Raw genomic sequence first — 18,822 nt, forward strand, 5'->3', positions numbered from 1 at the left:
ACCGACGGGTGCGCCGGGGCTACGGCGTCACCGGCAGTCCCGCGGCCTTCCAGGCCTGGAAGCCGCCGATCAGATCCGTCGCCCGGTGCAGCCCGAGCTGGTGCAGCGAGGCGGCCGCCAGACTCGACGCGTATCCCTCGTTGCAGATCACGACGACCCGGAGGGCGTGGCCCGTGGCCTCGGGGAGACGGTGGCTGCCCTGCGGGTCGAGCCGCCACTCCAGTTCATTGCGCTCGACGACCACGGCCCCGGGGATCAGACCGTCCCGCTCGCGCAGGGCCGCGTACCGGATGTCGACGAGCAGCGCCTCCCCGGCACGGGCGGCCTCGTACGCCTCGTGGGCCTCCACGCGCGCGTACCCCGCACGCACCCGGTCGAGCAGCTCGTCTATGCCGAGCGGGCCGTCGTCGCTCACTGCCAGTCCTCCGGCTGCTCGACCTGCTCCAGGCGGAGGACCTGCCCCGTGCGGCTGAAGCGGCGGATGCGCGGCAGCGGCGGGTAGTAGGCGTGGACCGAGACGGCGTGCTCCTCGCCCGACTCGTTGAGCACCTCGTGGACGTGGTGGCGGCCGAAGGAGCGGCCCCGGCCCGCGGGCAGGGTGCGTTCCCGGTCCACGCCCTCGGTCAGCTCCAGGGTCTTCCAGCCGTCGGTGGGCAGCCGCGCGGCGAGCGAGTACTCCTTGAGCTCGCCCCGGGCGGTGACGAAGGCGCCCACCGAGTCGGCGTGGTCGTGCCAGCCGGTGCCGGTGCCGGGAGGCCAGCCGATCAGCCAGGCCTCACTGCCGCCGGGCCCCTCCAGGCGCACCCAGGTGCGGCCCTCGGGGTCGAGCGGGAGAGAGGCGACCAGCTCGGTGTCGGCGGCCGTCCGCCGGACGAAGTCGAGGAGGTCCGCCTGGGTGGGCGCGGCCTGCGCGGGGGCCGCAGCGGAGGCCGCACCAGGGGACACGACGGGGGAGACAGACACGGACACCGTCCTGGGAACGTTCGCTGGAGCGTGCGACGGCACGTCGGCGCACAGGCGCCACGGCGGCGCACGCCGGGGGAGACAGGGAGGCGAGTTCAGCAGGAGGGGCAACACACGCAGCCCGCATAGCGGACGAGGTCCATATGGACCCTCCGCCACAGGCGCACATCGGTGTCGGTCACGATGCGGAGTACACCACGCCGGTGGAGGCCGGTCAACTCACTGTCACCATGCGGACAGCACAGTGACGGTGAGTGCGGTCATCCGTCCGGCTACTGCGCCGCCGACCCCGCCGCCGACCCCGCCTTCGCCTCCTCCGCCGCCGTTCCGCCCATCGCCGCCTCCGCCGCCGCGTACAGGTCGGCCGGGCGCACCCCGTTCAGCGCGGTGACCAGGTGACCGTCGGGCCGTACCAGCAGCACGGTGTGGGCGGCGGCGCCCGGGTAGCTCTCGGCCACGAGCAGCTCGGCGGGGGTCGGCAGGGCCGTCACGGCCGCGGCCAGCCGGGGCATCAGCCCGGCGCCCACCCAGTGGCGGCGCTCCCACACACCCGTACCCGGCGCGATCAGCAGGACGAGCAGCCGGCCCCGGCCGAGCCGGTCGCGCAGCTGGACGAAGGAGCCGTCCTCGGCGGTCACCCGGACGTCCTCGACCGCCGAGCCGAGGGGCGTGTCCACCGGTACCTCCGCCTCCAGATGCTGCGGCGCGAGTGGCGAGCCGGCGTAGGTGCCCGCCGCGCCGAGCTGGCCGCGCCCCAGATGGCCGTCGGAGAGCAGTACGTCGTGGCCGCGGGCCGCGCCGGGGACGTACGACCTTATGCCGCCGCTTCCGCGCAGCAGCGGCAGCACCTGGTCGGCCGCGCGCAGCCGGGCGGCGACCACGGCGCGGCGCTCGCTCTGGTAGCTGTCGAGCAGTGCCTCGTGCGGGCCGTGGTGCCAGGCCAGGCCCAGCTTCCAGGCGAGGTTGTCGGCGTCGTGCAGTCCCTCGTCGAGCCCCTGGGTGCCGAGTGCGCCCAGCAGGTGCGCGGCGTCCCCGGCGAGCAGGATCCGGCCCACGCGCCAGCGGCGGGCGAGCCGGTGGTGCACCGTGTGCACCCCGGTGTCCAGCAGTTCGTACTCCGGCGTCGGGCCCTCGCTCCAGCCCGCGAGGGTCTCGCGGACGCGGGCCACCAGCAGCTCGGGGGTGACCAGGTCCTTTCCGGGCGGGAGCAGCCAGTCCAGGCGCCAGACGCCGTCCGGCAGCGGACGTCCGGTGATCTCCCCGGCGGAGGGACCGGACGAGCGCCACGGCGGTGTCCTATGGAGCAACGCCTCGCCGTCCCACGGAAGTTCCACGCGCAGCGCGGCCACGGCATGTCGCTCCACCGCCGTACGCCCGGGGAAGCGGATGTCGAGGAGTTTGCGGACCGTGGAGCGGGGGCCGTCGCAGCCGATCAGAAAGCTGCCGCGCCACCAGGTGCCGCGGGGGCCGCGAGTGTGGGCGGTGACACCGGAAGGTTCCTGCTCGACCGAGTCCAGCCGGCTGTCCACGCTGATCCTGACCAGCCGCTCGCGCGCGAGGGCGGTGCGCAGGGCGCCGGTCAGCACATGCTGGGCGATATGGAGCGGGGCGGGTTCGCCCTCGCCGAACACGACCTCGTTCGTCACCTGCCGACGCCGCATCGACCGCCATCCCGACCAGCGCATCCCCACCTGGTCCAGGGGCACCCCGGTGAGCCGCTCCACGAGGGCGGCGGTGTCCTCGCGCAGCACGACGGTGCGCGCGAGCCGAGGTTCGTCCTTGCCCGTGCCCTCGTCGAGCACGACCGACGGCACCTCCTGGCGGGCCAGGGCCAGGGCGAGCGTGAGGCCGACCGGCCCCGCTCCGACGATGATCACCGGGTCCACGGCGTGGCGCTCCCTGCCTTCGACGGTGTCCTCGGGGACGAGAGTGAACAACAGGTTGGAGCAGGGTGCACGATCACAGAACGTATGCAACCCATTGTCGTTGTTTGCGTCAAGCGACGAAAGGCAGTGGCGCGCACGCCACTGCCCTCGTACAGGTCAAGCTCCTTGAGTATGCGTCAGAAGCTCGCCCCACCCGCGCCGGTGCCGTAGCTGCCGCCGACCTCGGCCGCGTTCAGGTCGTCGACCTTGTCGGTGCCGAGCACCGCGCCCGTGCCGCGCTTGCTGCGCCGCAGACGGCCCTCCAGCCAGCTCGCGAAGCTGGTCAGGATGAAGTTGAGCACGATGAACATGACGGCGACCACGATGAAGCTCGGGATCACATTGGCGTAGTTGGCGGCGAGGGTGCCGCGCGAGTTGAGCAGCTCGGTGAAGCCGATCATCACACCGCCGAGCGCGGTGTCCTTCACGATGACCACCAACTGGCTGACGATCGCCGGGAGCATCGCGGTGACCGCCTGCGGCAGCAGGATGCTGCCCATGGTCTGCCCCTTGCGCAGACCGATGGCGTACGCCGCCTCCGTCTGGCCCTTCGGCAGGGCCAGGATGCCGGCCCGTACGACCTCGGCGAGCACCGCCGCGTTGTAGAGGACCAGGCCGGTGACGACGGCGTAGAGGGGCCGGTCCTCGCTGGTGACGTTGGTGGAGCGGGCGTAGAACTCATTGGCGAACAGCATGAGCAGCAGCACCGGGATGGCGCGGAAGAACTCCACCACCGTGCCGGCCACGCCCCGCACCCACCGGTGGTCGGACAGCCGCGCGATACCGAAGACCGCGCCCAGCGGAAGGGCGATCACCATGGCCAGCGCCGCGGCCTTCAGCGTGTTGACGAGGCCGGGCAGCAGATAGGTCGTCCACGCCTGCGACTCGGTGAACGGTTTCCACTGCGCGGAGGTGAGCAGGTCCTTCTCGTCCATCTTCAGCCACACCCACCACAGGAGCAGCACGAGGAGGGCGGTGAAGACCACCGACAGCAGGAGGTTGCGCCGCTTGGCGCGGGGGCCGGGAGTGTCGTAGAGGACCGAGCTCATCGCTTCACCGCCAGTCGCTTGCCCAGCCAGCCCATGAAGAGGCCGGTCGGCAGGGTCAGTACCACGAACCCGAACGCGAAGAACGCTCCGATGAGCAGTGTCTGCGCCTCGTTCTCGATCATCGTCTTCATCAGGTAGGCGGCCTCGGCGACGCCGATGGCGGCCGCCACCGTGGTGTTCTTGGTCAGGGCGATCAGGACGTTGGCCAGCGGGGCGATGACCGCGCGGAAGGCCTGCGGCAGGATGACGAGCCGCAGGGTCTGGCTGAAGCTCAGGCCGATGGCGCGGGCCGCCTCCGCCTGTCCGAGCGGCACCGTGTTGATGCCGGAGCGCAGCGCCTCGCAGACGAAGGCCGCGGTGTAGGCGACCAGACCGAGGACGGCCAGCCGGAAGCCCTGGATCTTGAAGTTCCCGCCTCCCAGGGTCACGTGGAACACGTCGGCGAGGCCGGCCGAACAGAAGAGGATGATGACCGTCAGGGGGATGTTCCGGACGATGTTGACGTAGGCGGTGCCGAAGGTGCGCATCAGCGGGACCGGGCTGACCCGCATCGAAGCGAGCAGTGTGCCCCAGACCAGGGAGCCCACGGCGGAGAGGGCGGTGAGCTTCACCGTCATCCAGAACGCCCCGAGGACGTCGTAACCTTCAAGAAAGTCGAACACGATCTCCCGCGCTTCCGGGTGGGTGGCGTATGAGGAGGGCGGGGCGCGCCGCCGCCGTGATCGCGACGGACGGCGGCACACCGCAGAAATCCCGCTGGGCGGTGGCTACGAGGCGTTCGGGACGATCACGCCGATCTTCGGGGCCGCCTCGTTCTTGTAGTCCGCCGGGCCGAAGTTGGCGTCGACCGCCTTCTGCCAGGAGCCGTCGCTGACCATCTTCTCCAGCGCCTTGTTGATCTTGTCGACGGTCGCGGAGTCGTCCTTCTTGACGCCGATGCCGTAGTTCTCGTTGCTGAGCTTGAGGCCCGCCAGCTTGAACTTGCCCTTGTACTGGTCCTGGGAGGCGAAGCCGGCGAGGATCGAGTCGTCCGTGGTCACCGCGTCCACGGCGCCGTTCTGCAGCGCGGCGACGCACTCGGAGTAGGTGCCGTACTCCTTGAGGTCCGCCTTCGGCGCGATCGACTTCTGGACGTTCTGCGCCGAGGTCGAACCGGTCACGGAACACAGCTTCTTGCCGTTGAGGTCCGTGCCCTTGGTGATGGTCGAGTCGGTCTTGATCAGCAGGTCCTGGTGGGCCAGCAGGTACGGGCCGGCGAAGTCGACCTTCTGCTTGCGCTCGTCGTTGATCGAGTAGGTCGCGGCGATGAACTTGACGTCCCCGCGCGCGAGGGCGTTCTCGCGGTCGGCGCTCTTGGTCTCGACGAACTCGATCTTGTCCGCGTCGTAGCCGAGCTCCTTGGCGACGTACGTGGCGACGTCCACGTCGAAGCCGGCGAAGGTGCCGTCGGGCTTCTTCAGGCCGAGGCCGGGCTGGTCGTACTTGATGCCGATCTTGATCGTGCCGCCGCCCCCGCTGGAGCTGCCGCTGCCCTCGTCCTTGCTGTCGCCGCCGCACGCGGTGGCGGACAGCGCGAGGGAGAGCACGACGGCCGAGGCGGCGGTGACCTTGCGAAGCTTCATGGCTACTTCCTTAAGGAGTGAAGAAGGGCTGAGCGCGTTGCGGGTGCCGGCGGTTCAGTGGTGCAGGATCTTCGACAGGAAGTCCTTGGCACGGTCACTGCGCGGGTTGCTGAAGAACTGCTCGGGTGCGGCTTCCTCGACGATGCGGCCGTCGGCCATGAAGACCACACGGTTCGCGGCCGATCGCGCGAAGCCCATCTCGTGGGTGACGACGATCATGGTCATGCCCTCCCGGGCGAGCTGCTGCATGACCTCCAGGACCTCGTTGATCATCTCCGGGTCGAGAGCCGAGGTCGGCTCGTCGAAGAGCATCACCTTGGGGTCCATGGCCAGCGCCCGGGCGATGGCGACGCGCTGCTGCTGCCCGCCCGAGAGCTGGGCCGGGTACTTGTCCGCCTGCGTCCCCACGCCGACGCGGTCCAGCAGGGCGCGGGCCTTGTCCTCGGCCTGCTTCCTGTCGGTCTTGCGGACCTTGATCTGACCGAGCATCACGTTCTCGAGCACGGTCTTGTGCGCGAACAGGTTGAACGACTGGAAGACCATGCCGACGTCGGCGCGCAGCCGCGCCAGCGCCTTGCCCTCCTGGGGCAGCGGCTTCCCGTCGATCGTGATCGTGCCGTCGTCGATCGTCTCGAGACGGTTGACGGTGCGGCACAGGGTCGACTTCCCGGACCCGGAGGGTCCGATGACCACGACGACCTCACCGCGGGTGATCGTCAGATCGATGTCCTGGAGCACGTGCAACGCGCCGAAGTGCTTGTTGACGCTCTTCAGGACGACGAGATCGCCGCCGGGCGGGACCGCGTCTTGCTTGGTCACCGATACTTCGGTCATCGCTCTCAGGCTCCGTCCACCTCGGTTTCGGAGGACAGTAGTAACCGGCCGCGACCAGCGTCATTACATCTGAGGGGAATCTGAGCATCACGATCCGATAGCAATCGGACACGTGTCGTAGCACTTGTGACCTGCGTGCGTATCGGGCGGGTAACGGAAGTCGCGCGCAACCGGAACCCACTTGACGGCGTCGTCGTCCATCAGCGTGACTGCATGGTGCGCATGCGTGTGTGCCCGCGTTTTGTACACAAACAGACCAAATGGCCGATGAATCGGAGGGGGCCGCGATGAGGCTGCTCCTCGTCGAGGACGACAACCATGTCGCCGCCGCACTGTCCGCGGTCCTCAAGCGGCACGGTTTCGACGTCACGCACGCCCGCAACGGCGAGGAGGCGCTCCAGGCGCTCGTTCCCGAAGGCCCCGGCTTCGGAGTCGTCCTGCTCGACCTCGGCCTGCCCGACCAGGACGGCTACGAGGTCTGCGGCAAGATCCGCAAGCGCACCGCCACCCCGGTGATCATGGTGACGGCCCGTTCCGACGTGCGCTCGCGCATCCACGGCCTCAACCTGGGCGCCGACGACTACGTCGTGAAGCCCTACGACACCGGGGAGTTGCTCGCCCGGATCCACGCCGTCAGCCGGCGCACCGTCCACGAGGAGGCGGGCACGCCCGCCGAGGACGCGCTGCGGCTCGGACCCGTGCAGATCGAACTGCCCACCCGGCGCGTCACCGTGGACGGCACGGTCGTCCAGCTCACCCGCAAGGAGTTCGACCTGCTCGCGCTGCTCGCCCAGCGGCCCGGTGTCGTCTTCCGCCGGGAGCAGATCATCAGCGAGGTGTGGCGCACCAGCTGGGAGGGGACCGGGCGCACCCTGGAGGTGCACGTCGCCTCCCTGCGCGCCAAGCTGCGCATGCCCGCCCTGATCGAGACCGTACGCGGCGTCGGGTACCGGCTCGTCGCCCCGGCCGGGTAGCGGGGACCGTTGCGTACACGTCTGCTGCCGCTGCTCATCGTCCTGATGGCGGCCGTTCTGCTCGCCCTCGGGATGCCGCTGGCCGTCAGCGTGGCCGGGGCGCAGCAGCAGCGGGTGGTCGTCGACCGGATCGACGACACCGCGCGCTTCGCCGCGCTCGCCCAGAACGTCACCGTGCCCTCGGGAACCGACGCGACCGCGTCGGCGTCCATGGAGGAGCGGCTGCTGACGCTCGCACGCGAACTCGACAGCTACTACGAGGTCTACGACATCCGTGCCGCTGTCTTCTCCACCACCGGTACCCCGTTGGCCCGGGCACCCAAGGATTTCACCCTCCCTCGAATGAGTGAGGTGCAGGCGGCGTACGCCGAGGCCCTGCTCAGCCGTCGCAGCCATGACCCCCAGCAGGTATGGCCCTGGCAGCGCAGCCGGCTCGTGGTGGCGTCGCCGGTCATCCGGGACGGTGACGTGGTCGCGGTCGTCGTCACCGACTCGCCCACCGGGCCGATGCGGTCACGGATCCTGCACGGCTGGCTGGTCATCGGCGCGGGCGAGGTCGCCGCCATGCTGCTGGCCATCGGTGCCGCGCTGCGGCTGACCGGATGGGTCCTCAAACCCGTGCGGGTGCTGGACATCACCACGCACGCGATCGCCAGCGGCCGGCTGAAGTCCCGGGTGGCGGTGGCGAGCGGACCGCCGGAACTCAGGCGGCTGGCCGGGTCGTTCAACGAGATGGCCGACAACGTCGAGGACGTGCTGGAGCAGCAGCGCGCCTTCGTCGCCGACGCCTCGCACCAGTTGCGCAACCCGCTCGCGGCGCTGCTGCTGCGCATCGAACTGCTCGCCTACGAACTCCCGGAGGACAACGAGGAGATCGCCTCCGTCCAGAGCGAGGGCAAACGCCTGGCCCAGGTCCTGGACGACCTGCTCGACCTCGCCCTGGCCGAGCACACCGAGGCCGATCTCCGGGTCACCGACATCGGCGCGCTGACCGCCGAGCGCGTCGCCGCCTGGGCGCCCACGGCCGAGGCCAAGGGGGTCCGGCTGGTCGGCGACTGCCCGGCCACCACGGCCTGGGCCGACCCTGTCACCCTGTCCAGCGCGCTGGACGCGGTGATCGACAACGCGGTGAAGTTCACGCCGGAGGGCGAGCGCGTCGAGGTGAGGGTCGCAGCCGACGGCGAGACCTCCACCGTCGTCGTCACCGACCACGGCCCCGGCCTCACCGACGAGGAACTCACGCGCGTGGGCGACCGCTTCTGGCGCAGCGGCCGCCACCAGAACATCAAGGGCTCGGGCCTCGGCCTGTCCATCACCCGCACCCTGCTCGCGGCGGGCGGCGGCTCGCTCTCGTACGACCGTCACGAGCCGACCGGGCTGAAGGTCACGGTGTCGGTGCCGAGGTCGCGGCCCACGGCTTGACCGCGGCGCCGCCCACGGCTTGGACGCGGCCTACGGCTTGACCGAGCGGTAGTAGTGCCGGGCGCCGTCGTGCAGGGTGAGCGGATTGGTGTCGATCGCGGTGCGCAGGTCGACCAGCTGCGCGGAGTGGACGCGCGAGCCGATGTCGTCACGGCTCTTGATGACGATCCGGGTCATCCACTCGGTGAGCCGTGGATCCACGTCCGTACGGGTGATCAACACGTTGGACACGGCGATCGTCGGGACCGTCTCGTCGCTCTGGAGGCTCCCGTACACCGACGCGGACATGTTCGTGGCCCGGTAGTAGCTCGTGGAGCTGTCCTGGCCGTGCATCTTGGCGACGAGGACGGCGTCGATCGGCACGAACCGGAAGGAGAAGGTCTTGGCCAGGTCCGCCAGACCGCCCGTGGGGATGCCGCCGGACCAGAAGAACGCGTCGATGTCCCCCTTCTTCAGGGCCTGCGGGCCGTCGTTGATGCCCTTCTCCACGGCCTTGACGTCCTTGTCCGGGTCCAGTCCCGCCGCCTGGAGCACCCGGTTGGCTATCAGACGCACACCCGAGCCGGGCAGGCCCGTGGCCACCGTCCTGCCCTTCAGATCGGCGACGGAGCGGACGTCGGAGTCGTGCGGCACCACCAGTTGGACGTAGTCGTCGTAGAGCCGTGCCACCCCGCGCAGCCGGTTCGCCGAGTCCGGGTGCCGTGACTCGTACAGCTGGACGGCGTCCGCCGCCGCGATGGTGAAGTCGGCGCCACCCGTCGCCACCCGCTCGACGTTGTCCTGCGAGCCGTTGCTGGACTTCAGGATCACGGTCAGGCCCGGCATGTCCTTGGCGAGCGCGTCGCGCAGCTGGGAGCCGTACGACTGGTAGACGCCGCGGGGCGTGCCCGTGCTGAAGGTGATCGTCCCGCTCGGCGGATCCTCGCCCAGCGGCAGCAGCCACCACAGCAGCAGCCCGAGCACGACGACACCGGCCGCCGCCCCCTGCCGGGCCTGGCGCCTGCCGATACGGGAGAAGACCTTGGACATGCGCCGATCCTGCCAGCCGGTGCGTGGGGCTGGCCAGGGCGGGGCTCACAGAGACGGGCGGGGACGGTGCGGACGGGCGTTCCGGGGTCGCTGTCAGTGGGGCTCGTTACAGTCGGGTGCATGAGCAATTCCTCGCCCGCGGACCTGGTCCGTGACTTCCACCGTGCCTTCGGGCTCGACGCGCGCAGCACGCCCACGGAGGTGCCGCCGGGCCTCGCCGCGCACCGCGGTGAGCTGCTCGCCGAGGAGGCGGCGGAGGTCGCCGAGGTGGCGGTGAGCGGCCCGCTGGACCGGCTGGCGCACGAACTGGCCGATGTCGTCTACGTCGCGTACGGCACCGCGCTGGTGCACGGGATCGACCTCGACGCGGTGATCGCCGAGATCCACCGCTCGAACATGACCAAGCTCGGCCCCGACGGCCAGGTCGCCCGCAGGGCCGACGGCAAGGTGCTCAAGGGGGAGCACTACGAGGCGCCGGACGTCTCGGCGGTGCTGCGCCGCCAGGGATGGATACCCGGCGGCGCGGCTTGAACGGCCGGACGAGCCCGGGGTCCTAGGGCGAGCTGCCCGCCAGCTTCCACTCGCGGTGGAGCGTGCCCAGGGGGATGTCCTTGCCGAACACGGGGGTGCCGAAGATGGTCAGCTGGAGCCGCAGGGTGCCGGTGAGGTCGACCCCGCCGTAGAGCGCCCAGGTGCCGTCGGCCTCGAACACCTCGTCGGTGCCGGTGACCGTGGCGGTGCCCTCGCCGCGGACGTACGGCGCGAGGTCGGCGACGACGCCGACACTGCCGTAGAGGCCGACACTCGCCTCGGCTCCGAGGGCCGCCTTCACGCTTCCGGCGGTGGTGACGGAGGTGCGCACCGGCGTGCTGGTCATGTCGGAGGAGCTGACCGGGGTCCACCCCTGGGCGAGGCCGAAGGTGCCGCCGGCCTTGAAGTCGCCCTTCAGGCTCTGTTCCACGTCCACGGTGATCTTTCCGTCGCCGCTGATCTCGACGTAACAGGTCAGATCGAGGTTGACCACGACGGGGACGGGACCGACCTGGAGGACGGGGTCGGCGTGCAGCTTGGCGAAGGGGATCCGTGCCGCGGTCGCGGACGCCTTGGCCCGGCCCTTCAGCGCCCAGCCCGAGGTCCAGTCCCCGGACACGCCCAGATAGGCGGAGGCGGGTGCGGTGTCGGTGCCCTCGCCGCCGTACCGGAAGTCCACCTGGGGGGCGACCTGGACGAAGCCCTCGACGGAGGCGTCCGCGGAGGCGGAACCCCGGGCCACGGTGGGCAGTTCGGCGCGCACGTCGAGCCGCAGGCTGCCGAGCGGGACCGTCGCGCCCTCCGGCCCGACGTGGACGTCGCCCGTGCCGGACCAGGAGAGGTCGACGTCGGGCAGCAGCTTGTCGACGTCGAAGGCGGCCGGGTCGACGGGCACGCTGCCCTTGGCGGTGTCGTCCCCGAGCAGGGCGTTGAGCCGGGCCGGTTCGGTCTGGACCTCCGTGCCCTGCTCGGTCTCGCCGATCACCTTCGTGACCTTGGCCAGAAGCCCCTGCGGGGCGCCCGGCGCGGGAGCGCTGGCGATGACGTCGCCGACGGCGGTGCGCTGCCGCGGAGCCGCCGAGGCGCTCGGGGAGGCGGAGCCCGAGGGGGAGGAACCCGGCGAGGGCGGTGAACTCGCCCGGCCCGGACCGTCGTTCGAGGAGATGACGGCCCGTCGGGTCCTGCTGTGGTACGAGGCGACGCTGAGCTCGGTCCGGTGGGCCCTGCCGTCGGACCTGGCCGGATGGGCCGAGGCGGTCGCGGTGCCGGCCGGAGCGGCCGCCACGGCCAGCGAGCGGCCGGTGGCGGAGCCCGCGGTGCCGGACTCCCGGACGGTCGTGGTGGAGGGGGAGGCTGCCTGTGACGGGGCCGAGGAGCAGCCCGTGGCGAGGAGGAGGGCGGATGCGGCTAAGGCGGGCATGAGGGCACGGGTGTGCCTCAGGCGTCTGCGCAAGGTCAGTCCTGGGGATGGGGGGTGAGAGGGGGGACCGGCCGGGCATGGTGGGACACCGGATACCTACTTGCCGGTAACAAGGCATGAGCATGCCATGGCCCTCCCGCTGCCGGTCCGGGATTCCGTCACCGTGGGGTGTGACGTGTGCCACGGAGTGCGGAAGGGGGCCGCGCTCGGGAAGAACGCGGCCCCGCCTCGGCGCCGTGCCTCAGTCGCCCACCGGCGTCTGCGGCCGTGCCACGGACTCGGTCCGCTGTTCCGGCAGGTTCGCGCGGGGCGTCCGGCGGCTCGTCCACCACCGGGCGAGCGGTTCCGTGTAGCGCGCGGTGAGCGGGCCCAGGACCACCAGGAGCAGCACGTACGCCGTCGCCAGCGGGCCGAGGGACGGCTCGATCCCGGCGGTGACCGCGAGACCGGCGATCACGATCGAGAACTCGCCGCGGGCGACGAGCGCGCCGCCCGCCCGCCAGCGGCCCTTGACGGAGATACCCGCGCGCCGGGCCGCCCAGTAGCCGGTCGCGATCTTCGTCGCGGCGGTGACGACGGCCAGCGCCAGCGCGGGCAGGATGACCGGAGGGATGCTCGCCGGGTCGGTGTGCAGCCCGAAGAAGACGAAGAAGATCGCCGCGAACAGGTCCCGCAGCGGGCTCAGCAGCGTGTGCGCGCCCTCCGCGGCCTCCCCGGACAGCGCGATGCCGACGAGGAACGCGCCCACCGCCGCCGACACCTGCAACTGCTGCGCCACACCGGCGACCAGGATCGTCAGGCCCAGGACCACGAGCAGCAGCTTCTCCGGGTCGTCGCTGGAGACGAACCGGGAGATGACCCGGCCGTAGCGCACCGCCGCGAACAGCACGAGCCCCGCGACGCCCAGCGCGACGGCCAGGGTGAGGCTCCCCGCAGCCAGCCCCACCCCGGCCACCAGCGCCGTGACGATGGGCAGATAGACCGCCATCGCCAGGTCTTCGAGGACCAGCACGCTGAGGATGACCGGCGTCTCGCGGTTGCCGACCCGGCCCAGGTCGTTCAGCACCTTCGCGATCACCCCGGACGACGAGATCCAGGTGACGCCCGCCAGCACCACCGCCGCCACCGGGCCCCAGCCCAGCAGCAGCGCCATGGCCGCGCCCGGCAGCGCGTTGAGGGCGCAGTCGACCAGGCCCGACGGGTAGTGCGACTTGAGGTTGGAGACCAGATCGCTCGCCGTGTACTCGAGGCCGAGCATCAGCAGCAGCAGGATGACGCCGATCTCGGCGCCGGTGGCGACGAACTCCTCGCTCGCGCCCAGCGGCAGCAGCCCGCCCTCGCCGAAGGCCAGCCCGGCCAGCAGGTACAGGGGGATCGGCGAGAACGAGAAACGGGCGGCGAACCGGCCGAGCAGCCCGAGCGCCAGGATGATGGAACCGAACTCGATCAGCAGAACTGCGGAGTGCACTCGATCACTCCCGCCCGAGGATCGCCGCGGCCGCGTCCACGCCCTCGCGGGTGCCGATCACGATGAGGGTGTCGCCGCCCGCCAGCCGGAAGTCCGGCGCCGGGGACGGGATGGCCTCGGCACGCCGCAGCACCGCCACGATCGACGCGCCCGTCTCGGTGCGCATCCGGGTGTCGCCCAGCAGGCGGCCGTTGAAGCGGGAGGCGCCCGCTATCTCGATGCGCTCGGCCACCAGGCCCAGGTCGCTGGTGTACAGCAGGCTCGGACTGTGGTGGGACGGCATCAGCGCATCGATCAGCGAAGCGGCCTCCGCGCCGGTCAGGCGCAGCGACTGGGCGCAGGAGTCCGGATCGTCGGCCCGGTACACGCCGACGGTGCGGGAGCCGTCACGATGGGCCACCACGGACAGATGGCGCTGCTCTCGTGTCACCAGGTCGTACTGGACGCCGATGCCTGGCAGCGGTGTCGTGCGGAGGCGTGGAGCAGACACGTTTCTTCCCCTTGCTGGTCGGTCACGGATGGCCATGGGCCGATCGCCGGTCGTGGTCATGCTGCCATCCGGTCGTACGGTGACGACATGGGTGTTGTGACGGATGGACAGGGGCGATGGAGCCCGGAGAGGCTGGTCAGGGCCGTGCCGTGGGTGCGTGGCGGGAAGGGAGGGGCCAGGAGCGTGTCGTTGTTCGTACGGATCTTCACGCTCAACGCCGTCGGTCTGACCGTGGCCGCCGCGCTGCTTCTGGGCCCGGTCACCGTCTCCACCCCGGTGCTGCCGGGCGAGGCGCTCGTCGTCCTCGGCGGGCTCGCCGTACTCCTGGCCGTCAACGTCCTGGTGCTGCGGGTGGGTCTGGCCCCGCTCGGGCGGCTGGGCCGGGCGATGGCCGGTGCCGACCTGCTGCGGCCTGGGGTCCGTGCCGTGGTCTCCGGGCCGGTCGAGACGGCGGAGCTGATCACCACGTACAACGCGATGCTCGACCGGCTGGAGGCCGAGCGCGCCGCCAGCGCGGCCCGGGCGCTGTCCGCCCAGGAGGGCGAACGCCATCGCATCGCGCGCGAACTCCACGACGAGGTCGGCCAGACCCTGACCGCCGTCCTCCTCCAGCTCAAGCGGGTCGCCGACCGCGCGCCGGAGGACCTGCGCGAGGAGCTGGTGCAGGCCCAGGAGGCCACCCGCGCCGGGCTGGAGGAGATCCGGCACATCGCGCGCCGGCTGCGCCCCGGCGTCCTCGACGAACTCGGCCTGCTCAGCGCGTTGCGCTCGCTCGCGGCCGAGTTCACCACCCATGGGCTGACGGTGCGCCACGACGTGCACGCCGGTCTGCCCCCGCTGACCGAGGAGACGGAACTCGTGCTCTACCGGGTCGCCCAGGAAGCCCTCACCAACACCGCGCGGCACGCCGGCGCCGACCGCGCCGAACTCCGGCTGCGGCCCCTCGACGGCGGCGTCGAACTCCTCGTACGGGACAACGGCAGAGGCCTCGGTGCGACGGCGGGGGAAGGCGCCGGCATCACGGGCATGCGGGAACGGGCGCTGCTGGTAGGGGCGACGCTGGCCGTGGTGTCACCGAGCGGTGGAGGGAGTGCCGGGGCGGGCGGTTCGGAGAAACGTTCTTCCGGTGCGGGTCGGCCCATGGACGGCGGCGCGGGTACGGACGTACGGCTGCGGGTGACGGCGAAGTCGGCCACAGCGGCCGGGCCCGTCACGGGTGACGGCCAGGACACCCCGCCGTCGCCCTCGTCTGTCACGGGTGACGGCCAGGACACCCCGCCGTCGCCCTCGTCCGTCACGGGTGACGCCGAGGACACCCCGCCGTCCGTACCCCCGTCCGGAGCGGACCGATGACCCCGGACGGCCCGGTGCGGCCGGTCGCACCGCGGGCGGCCGCACCGGGCCCCGGCCGCCGGCCCATCCGTGTGCTCCTCGCCGACGACCACACCCTCGTCCGTCGCGGCGTCCGGCTCATCCTCGACGGGGAGCCCGATCTGGAGGTCGTGGCCGAGGCCGGGGACGGGGCCGAGGCGGTCGAGCGGGCCCGGGCCGGGGACATCGACCTGGCCGTCCTGGACGTGGCGATGCCCCGGATGACCGGGCTCCAGGCGGCCCGTGAGCTGTCCCGCCGGCTGCCCTCCCTGCGCATCCTCGTCCTGACCATGTACGACAACGAGCAGTACTTCTTCGAGGCCCTCAAGGCAGGCGCGGGCGGTTACGTCCTGAAGTCCGTCGCCGACCGCGACCTGGTCGAGGCCTGCCGGGCCGTGGTGCGCGACGAACCGTTCATCTACCCCGGCGCCGAGCGGGCCCTGGTCCGCTCCTACCTGGACCGGCTGCACCGCGGGCACGGTGTCGAAGGGCTGCCCGAGCGGCCGATCACCGAGCGCGAGGAGGAGATCCTCAAACTGGTCGCCGAGGGCCACACCTCACGCGAGATCGGCACCCTGCTCCACATCAGCGCCAAGACCGTGGAACGGCACCGCGCCAACCTCCTCCAGAAACTCGGCATGCGCGACCGCCTGGAGCTGACCCGCTACGCCATCCGGGCCGGCCTCATCGACCCCTGAGCCGGCCCGCGGCCGTCACAGCAGCGTGCTCCAGTCCTCGTCCGGGTCCGAGCGGGACGCCTTCAGGAACACCAGCTCGGGGCCGCCGTCCGGCTCCTCCGGCGCGCCGTCCGGGCCGGGCAGCGGCTGCTCGGTCCAGATGCACTTGCCGTGCGCCGTGTAGCGCGCCCCCCACCGCGCGGACAGTGCCGTGATCAGCTGCAGCCCCCGGCCGCCCTCGTCGGTCTCCGTGGCCCGGCGGATGCGGGGCATGGCCTGGCTGCCGTCGTAGACCTCGCAGATCAGCTCGGCGCCGTACAGCAGCCGCAGCCGCACCGGGCCCCGGGCATGGCGGACGACATTGCCCACGAGTTCGCTGACCAGCAGCTCCGCGGTGGGAGCGAGCCGGCCCAGGTCCCACAGAGCGAGCTGTTCACGGACGTGCCGACGGGCGTGCCCGGCCGCTCGCGGGTCGTCGGGCAGCGGCCAGGACGCCAGCCGGTCGGTGGGCAGCGCGTGCAGACGCGCGACGAGTAACGCCGCGTCGTCGGCGGCCTGCTGCTCGGCGGGCAGCAGCGCGGCCGTCAGCGTGTCGCACAGGCGCTCCAGCTCCGGGGCGGTGTCGAGCGCACCGCGCGCATGGGCGGTGCTCAGCAACCGGGCCAGCTCCGCCGTCCCCTCGTCGATGTCCCGCTTCGCCGACTCCACCAGACCGTCGGTGTACAGCACGAGCAGACTGCCCTCGGGCACCTCCAGCTCGACCGTCTCGAACGGCGGCTCGGCCGCGCCCAGCGGCGGGTCGGCGTCCCGCTCCGGGAAGTACACGCTCCCGTCGGGACCCACCAGCGCCGGCGGCGGATGCCCGGCGCGGACCAGGGAACAGAGCCGGGTGGTCGAGTCGTAGAGCGCGTAGAGACAGGTGGCGTACGACCCCTCGCCCATGGCGCCGACGATGTCGTTGAGGTGGCCCATGATCTCGCCGGGCGGAAGTTCCAGGTCGGCCAGGGTGTGGACGGCGGTGCGCAGCCGCCCCATGGTCGCCGCCTCGGGCAGTCCGTGTCCCATCACGTCACCGGCGACGAGCGCGACCCGCCCCCCGGACAGCGGGATGATGTCGTACCAGTCGCCGCCCACGTCCGCGCCCGGCCCGGCCGGGAGATAGCGGGCGGCCGCCGTGCACGCGGCCAGGTCGGGCAGCGCCTGGGGGAGCAGACTGCGCTGGAGTTCACGGGACCGGGTGTACTCGGCGTCGTACAGCCGGGCCCGTTCCAGCGACTGCGCCACGAGGGCGCTGATCGTGGTCAGCAGGGCGCGCTCCTCGGCGGTGAGCAGGCGCAGCCGGTCGAAGGCCACGACACACACCCCGAACGTGTGTCCGGACGCGGTGAGCGGCAGGAACGCCCACGCCTGCTTGCCCGCGCGCTCCGGCAGTCCGGTCAGCCGGCGGGAGTACGCGGTCAGCTCCTGCGGCGAGGAGAAGAACAGGGGCGTACCGGAACCGATCGCGTCCCAGGAGGGATCGCCGGACAGCCGGCGGCGGCCGTCGACGAGCTCCAGGAAGTCCTCCGGGTAGCCGACGGCCCCGACGGAGTGCAGCCGCTCCTCCTCGGTCACCTGGACCAGGACCCCGGCGGCGGCGAACGGCGGCAGCACCCGGCGGGCCACCGCGTCCACCACGTCCTGCGAGGTGGTGGCCTTCGCGAGCTCCGCGGCGAGCTCCGCGATCCGCGCCGACCGCTCGGCCGCGGCCCGCTCGTCCGACTGCCGCGACTCGGCGAGCCGCCGGTTCTCGGTGACGTCGGTGAAGTAGAGGGTGCGTCCGTCGGGTCCCGGCACCAGCCGCAGGTGGTAGCGGCACCCGCAGGACGGTACCCGCACATCGAAGCCGGCCGGCTTCTCCTCGGCCGCCGCGGCCAGGCACCGGGCCTGGAGCTCGGGCACCTGCCGGGCGGCGGGCAGGTCCCAGAGCAGCCGCCCGAACAGCTCCTCCTCCGAGAAGCCGAGGAACCGCTCCGCCTCCAGGTTGGCGAACGTGATCCGCCACTCGTCGTCCACCGCGATGAAGCCGTCGCTCATGTGCCGCAGGGCCCGGCCGAGCGTGTCACGGGCGCTCCGCGACTCGTCGCTCTCCCAGCCCACCCCGATCATCCGCAGCGCCTCGCCCCGTGCGTCGTACGTGGCCCGGCCGCGCGCGTGCGTCCAGCCGTACGTGCCGTCCGCGCGCCGTACCCGGTACGCGGCCTCGTAGACGGACCGGTCGAGGATCGCCCGCTGCGTCGCCGCCAGCGTGGGTGCCAGGTCGTCGGGGTGGACGATCCGCATCCAGCTGTCGATCTTCCCGGTGAAGTCGGCCGGCCGGGTGCCGTACAGCTCCAGCGCCGCCTCGTCCCAGATCAGCTCGCCGCTGCGGATGTCCCAGTCCCACGAGCCGACCCGGACCTCCTTGAGGGCCTGTCGCAGCCGCTCCCCGCTCCGCTGCTGCCGCACCGGCCCGGAGGGGCGCGGCGCCCGGGCCATGCGGTCCTCGGTCCAGGCGACCAGGGAGCGCAGGAACTCCCAGTGCTCCGGCGTGGGTTCACCGCGCTCGCCGGCCACCACGGTCAGCGCGCCGACGCTGCGAGGTCCGCTGAACACGGGGACGGCGGCGAGTCCGGTGCCGGGCCAGACGGGCCCCGGGACCGGCCGGGCGGGCCTCGGGACCCACACGCCCTTGCTCCCCCGCAGCGCACGGGCCGGGGCCGCCGGCCCCTCCTGGTCGACGATCTCCCAGGAGCGGGTCAGAACGGGAGGAAGTCCCGCGGCCGACACCAGCCGCAGGGCCGACATCGGACCCCGCAGATGCATCGCCGCGCCGAGCGCGCCCAGTTCGGCCGTCGCGTGCTGCAACGCAAGCCGGAACACCTCGCTCTCCGTGACACCGGGGGCCACAGTGCTGAGCAGAGCGAGCCGTGCGTTCATGCTGGGAACCTATCGTTCCCGTTCTCGTACGAAACCCCTTTCACACATTCTCACCGGCGGTTTCCTGCCAGTTTCACGGTTCAACGACC

Annotated in this window: 18 protein-coding genes; 5 read left to right on the plus strand and 13 right to left on the minus strand. The window is 71.8% G+C overall.

The features are described 5' to 3' along the window. Positions 1–19: 19 nt before the first annotated feature. The 8 genes from ACYQ8Q_RS33090 to ACYQ8Q_RS33125 form a co-directional block, all read right to left on the minus strand. Entirely contained in the window at positions 20–415 is a 396-nt protein-coding gene (locus ACYQ8Q_RS33090) for a rhodanese-like domain-containing protein (RefSeq protein WP_460070200.1), read from the minus strand. Continuing rightward, positions 412–963 carry a cupin domain-containing protein gene (locus ACYQ8Q_RS33095; protein ID WP_460070202.1) on the minus strand — a complete coding sequence of 184 codons (552 nt, stop codon included), beginning with the start codon at positions 961–963 and terminating at the stop codon, positions 412–414. The genes ACYQ8Q_RS33090 and ACYQ8Q_RS33095 overlap by 4 nt, the downstream gene beginning before the upstream one ends. Positions 964–1,058: 95 nt before the next feature. Further along, the gene (locus tag ACYQ8Q_RS33100; protein ID WP_460073592.1) at positions 1,059–1,145 is read right to left on the minus strand and encodes a putative leader peptide; all 87 of its coding nucleotides are present in this window, start codon (positions 1,143–1,145) and stop codon (positions 1,059–1,061) included. A gap of 90 nt (positions 1,146–1,235) precedes the next feature. Further along, entirely contained in the window at positions 1,236–2,849 is a 1,614-nt protein-coding gene (locus tag ACYQ8Q_RS33105; RefSeq protein ID WP_460073594.1) for an FAD-dependent monooxygenase, read from the minus strand. A 176-nt stretch (positions 2,850–3,025) separates the two neighbouring features. Further along, positions 3,026–3,937: an amino acid ABC transporter permease gene (locus tag ACYQ8Q_RS33110; protein WP_460070204.1), complete on the minus strand. Its 912-nt coding sequence runs from the start codon at positions 3,935–3,937 to the stop codon at positions 3,026–3,028. Next, on the minus strand, positions 3,934–4,599 hold the full coding sequence (locus ACYQ8Q_RS33115) for an amino acid ABC transporter permease (protein WP_460070205.1): 666 nt from the start codon (positions 4,597–4,599) through the stop codon (positions 3,934–3,936). The genes ACYQ8Q_RS33110 and ACYQ8Q_RS33115 overlap by 4 nt, the downstream gene beginning before the upstream one ends. A gap of 105 nt (positions 4,600–4,704) precedes the next feature. Further along, entirely contained in the window at positions 4,705–5,559 is an 855-nt protein-coding gene (locus tag ACYQ8Q_RS33120; protein WP_460070207.1) for a glutamate ABC transporter substrate-binding protein, read from the minus strand. Between the two features lie 54 nt (positions 5,560–5,613). Next, positions 5,614–6,393 carry an amino acid ABC transporter ATP-binding protein gene (locus ACYQ8Q_RS33125; RefSeq protein WP_460070209.1) on the minus strand — a complete coding sequence of 260 codons (780 nt, stop codon included), beginning with the start codon at positions 6,391–6,393 and terminating at the stop codon, positions 5,614–5,616. A 287-nt stretch (positions 6,394–6,680) separates the two neighbouring features. Between ACYQ8Q_RS33125 and ACYQ8Q_RS33130 the strand changes: the two genes are divergently transcribed. Further along, on the plus strand, positions 6,681–7,367 hold the full coding sequence (locus ACYQ8Q_RS33130) for a response regulator transcription factor (RefSeq protein WP_460073596.1): 687 nt from the start codon (positions 6,681–6,683) through the stop codon (positions 7,365–7,367). A 9-nt stretch (positions 7,368–7,376) separates the two neighbouring features. Next, positions 7,377–8,789, plus strand: a complete 1,413-nt coding sequence (locus tag ACYQ8Q_RS33135) for a sensor histidine kinase (RefSeq protein WP_460070211.1) — start codon at positions 7,377–7,379, stop codon at positions 8,787–8,789. A 30-nt stretch (positions 8,790–8,819) separates the two neighbouring features. On the opposite strand, the gene ACYQ8Q_RS33140 is transcribed toward ACYQ8Q_RS33135, so the two are convergent. Further along, positions 8,820–9,818 (minus strand): TAXI family TRAP transporter solute-binding subunit, encoded by a 999-nt coding sequence (locus tag ACYQ8Q_RS33140; protein WP_460070213.1) that lies wholly within the window; start codon positions 9,816–9,818, stop codon positions 8,820–8,822. Positions 9,819–9,938: 120 nt separating this feature from the next. On the opposite strand from ACYQ8Q_RS33140, the gene ACYQ8Q_RS33145 reads away from it, so the two are divergent. Continuing rightward, on the plus strand, positions 9,939–10,349 hold the full coding sequence (locus ACYQ8Q_RS33145) for a pyrophosphohydrolase domain-containing protein (RefSeq protein ID WP_460070215.1): 411 nt from the start codon (positions 9,939–9,941) through the stop codon (positions 10,347–10,349). Between the two features lie 22 nt (positions 10,350–10,371). Here ACYQ8Q_RS33145 and ACYQ8Q_RS33150 read toward each other — a convergent pair whose 3' ends face one another. From ACYQ8Q_RS33150 to ACYQ8Q_RS33160, 3 genes are all read right to left on the minus strand, one after another. After that, the gene (locus tag ACYQ8Q_RS33150) at positions 10,372–11,769 is read right to left on the minus strand and encodes a hypothetical protein (protein WP_460070216.1); all 1,398 of its coding nucleotides are present in this window, start codon (positions 11,767–11,769) and stop codon (positions 10,372–10,374) included. A 241-nt stretch (positions 11,770–12,010) separates the two neighbouring features. Further along, a complete protein-coding gene (locus ACYQ8Q_RS33155) occupies positions 12,011–13,237 on the minus strand; it encodes a cation:proton antiporter (protein ID WP_460070218.1) in 1,227 nt (408 codons plus the stop codon). A 4-nt stretch (positions 13,238–13,241) separates the two neighbouring features. Then, positions 13,242–13,727, minus strand: coding sequence for a cation:proton antiporter regulatory subunit (locus tag ACYQ8Q_RS33160; protein WP_460070219.1), 486 nt, complete (start codon positions 13,725–13,727; stop codon positions 13,242–13,244). A gap of 183 nt (positions 13,728–13,910) precedes the next feature. Here ACYQ8Q_RS33160 and ACYQ8Q_RS33165 point away from each other — a divergent pair, with 183 nt between their 5' ends. Together ACYQ8Q_RS33165 and ACYQ8Q_RS33170 are read left to right on the plus strand one after the other, a co-directional pair. Then, positions 13,911–15,080, plus strand: coding sequence for a sensor histidine kinase (locus tag ACYQ8Q_RS33165; RefSeq protein WP_460070221.1), 1,170 nt, complete (start codon positions 13,911–13,913; stop codon positions 15,078–15,080). Continuing rightward, positions 15,077–15,796, plus strand: a complete 720-nt coding sequence (locus tag ACYQ8Q_RS33170; RefSeq protein ID WP_460070223.1) for a response regulator — start codon at positions 15,077–15,079, stop codon at positions 15,794–15,796. The genes ACYQ8Q_RS33165 and ACYQ8Q_RS33170 overlap by 4 nt, the downstream gene beginning before the upstream one ends. A 15-nt stretch (positions 15,797–15,811) precedes the next feature. Here ACYQ8Q_RS33170 and ACYQ8Q_RS33175 read toward each other — a convergent pair whose 3' ends face one another. Beyond that, a complete protein-coding gene (locus ACYQ8Q_RS33175) occupies positions 15,812–18,733 on the minus strand; it encodes a SpoIIE family protein phosphatase (protein WP_460070224.1) in 2,922 nt (973 codons plus the stop codon). Positions 18,734–18,822 lie beyond the last annotated feature (89 nt).

It is taken from the genome of Streptomyces sp. YKOK-I1 (assembly GCF_054660435.1).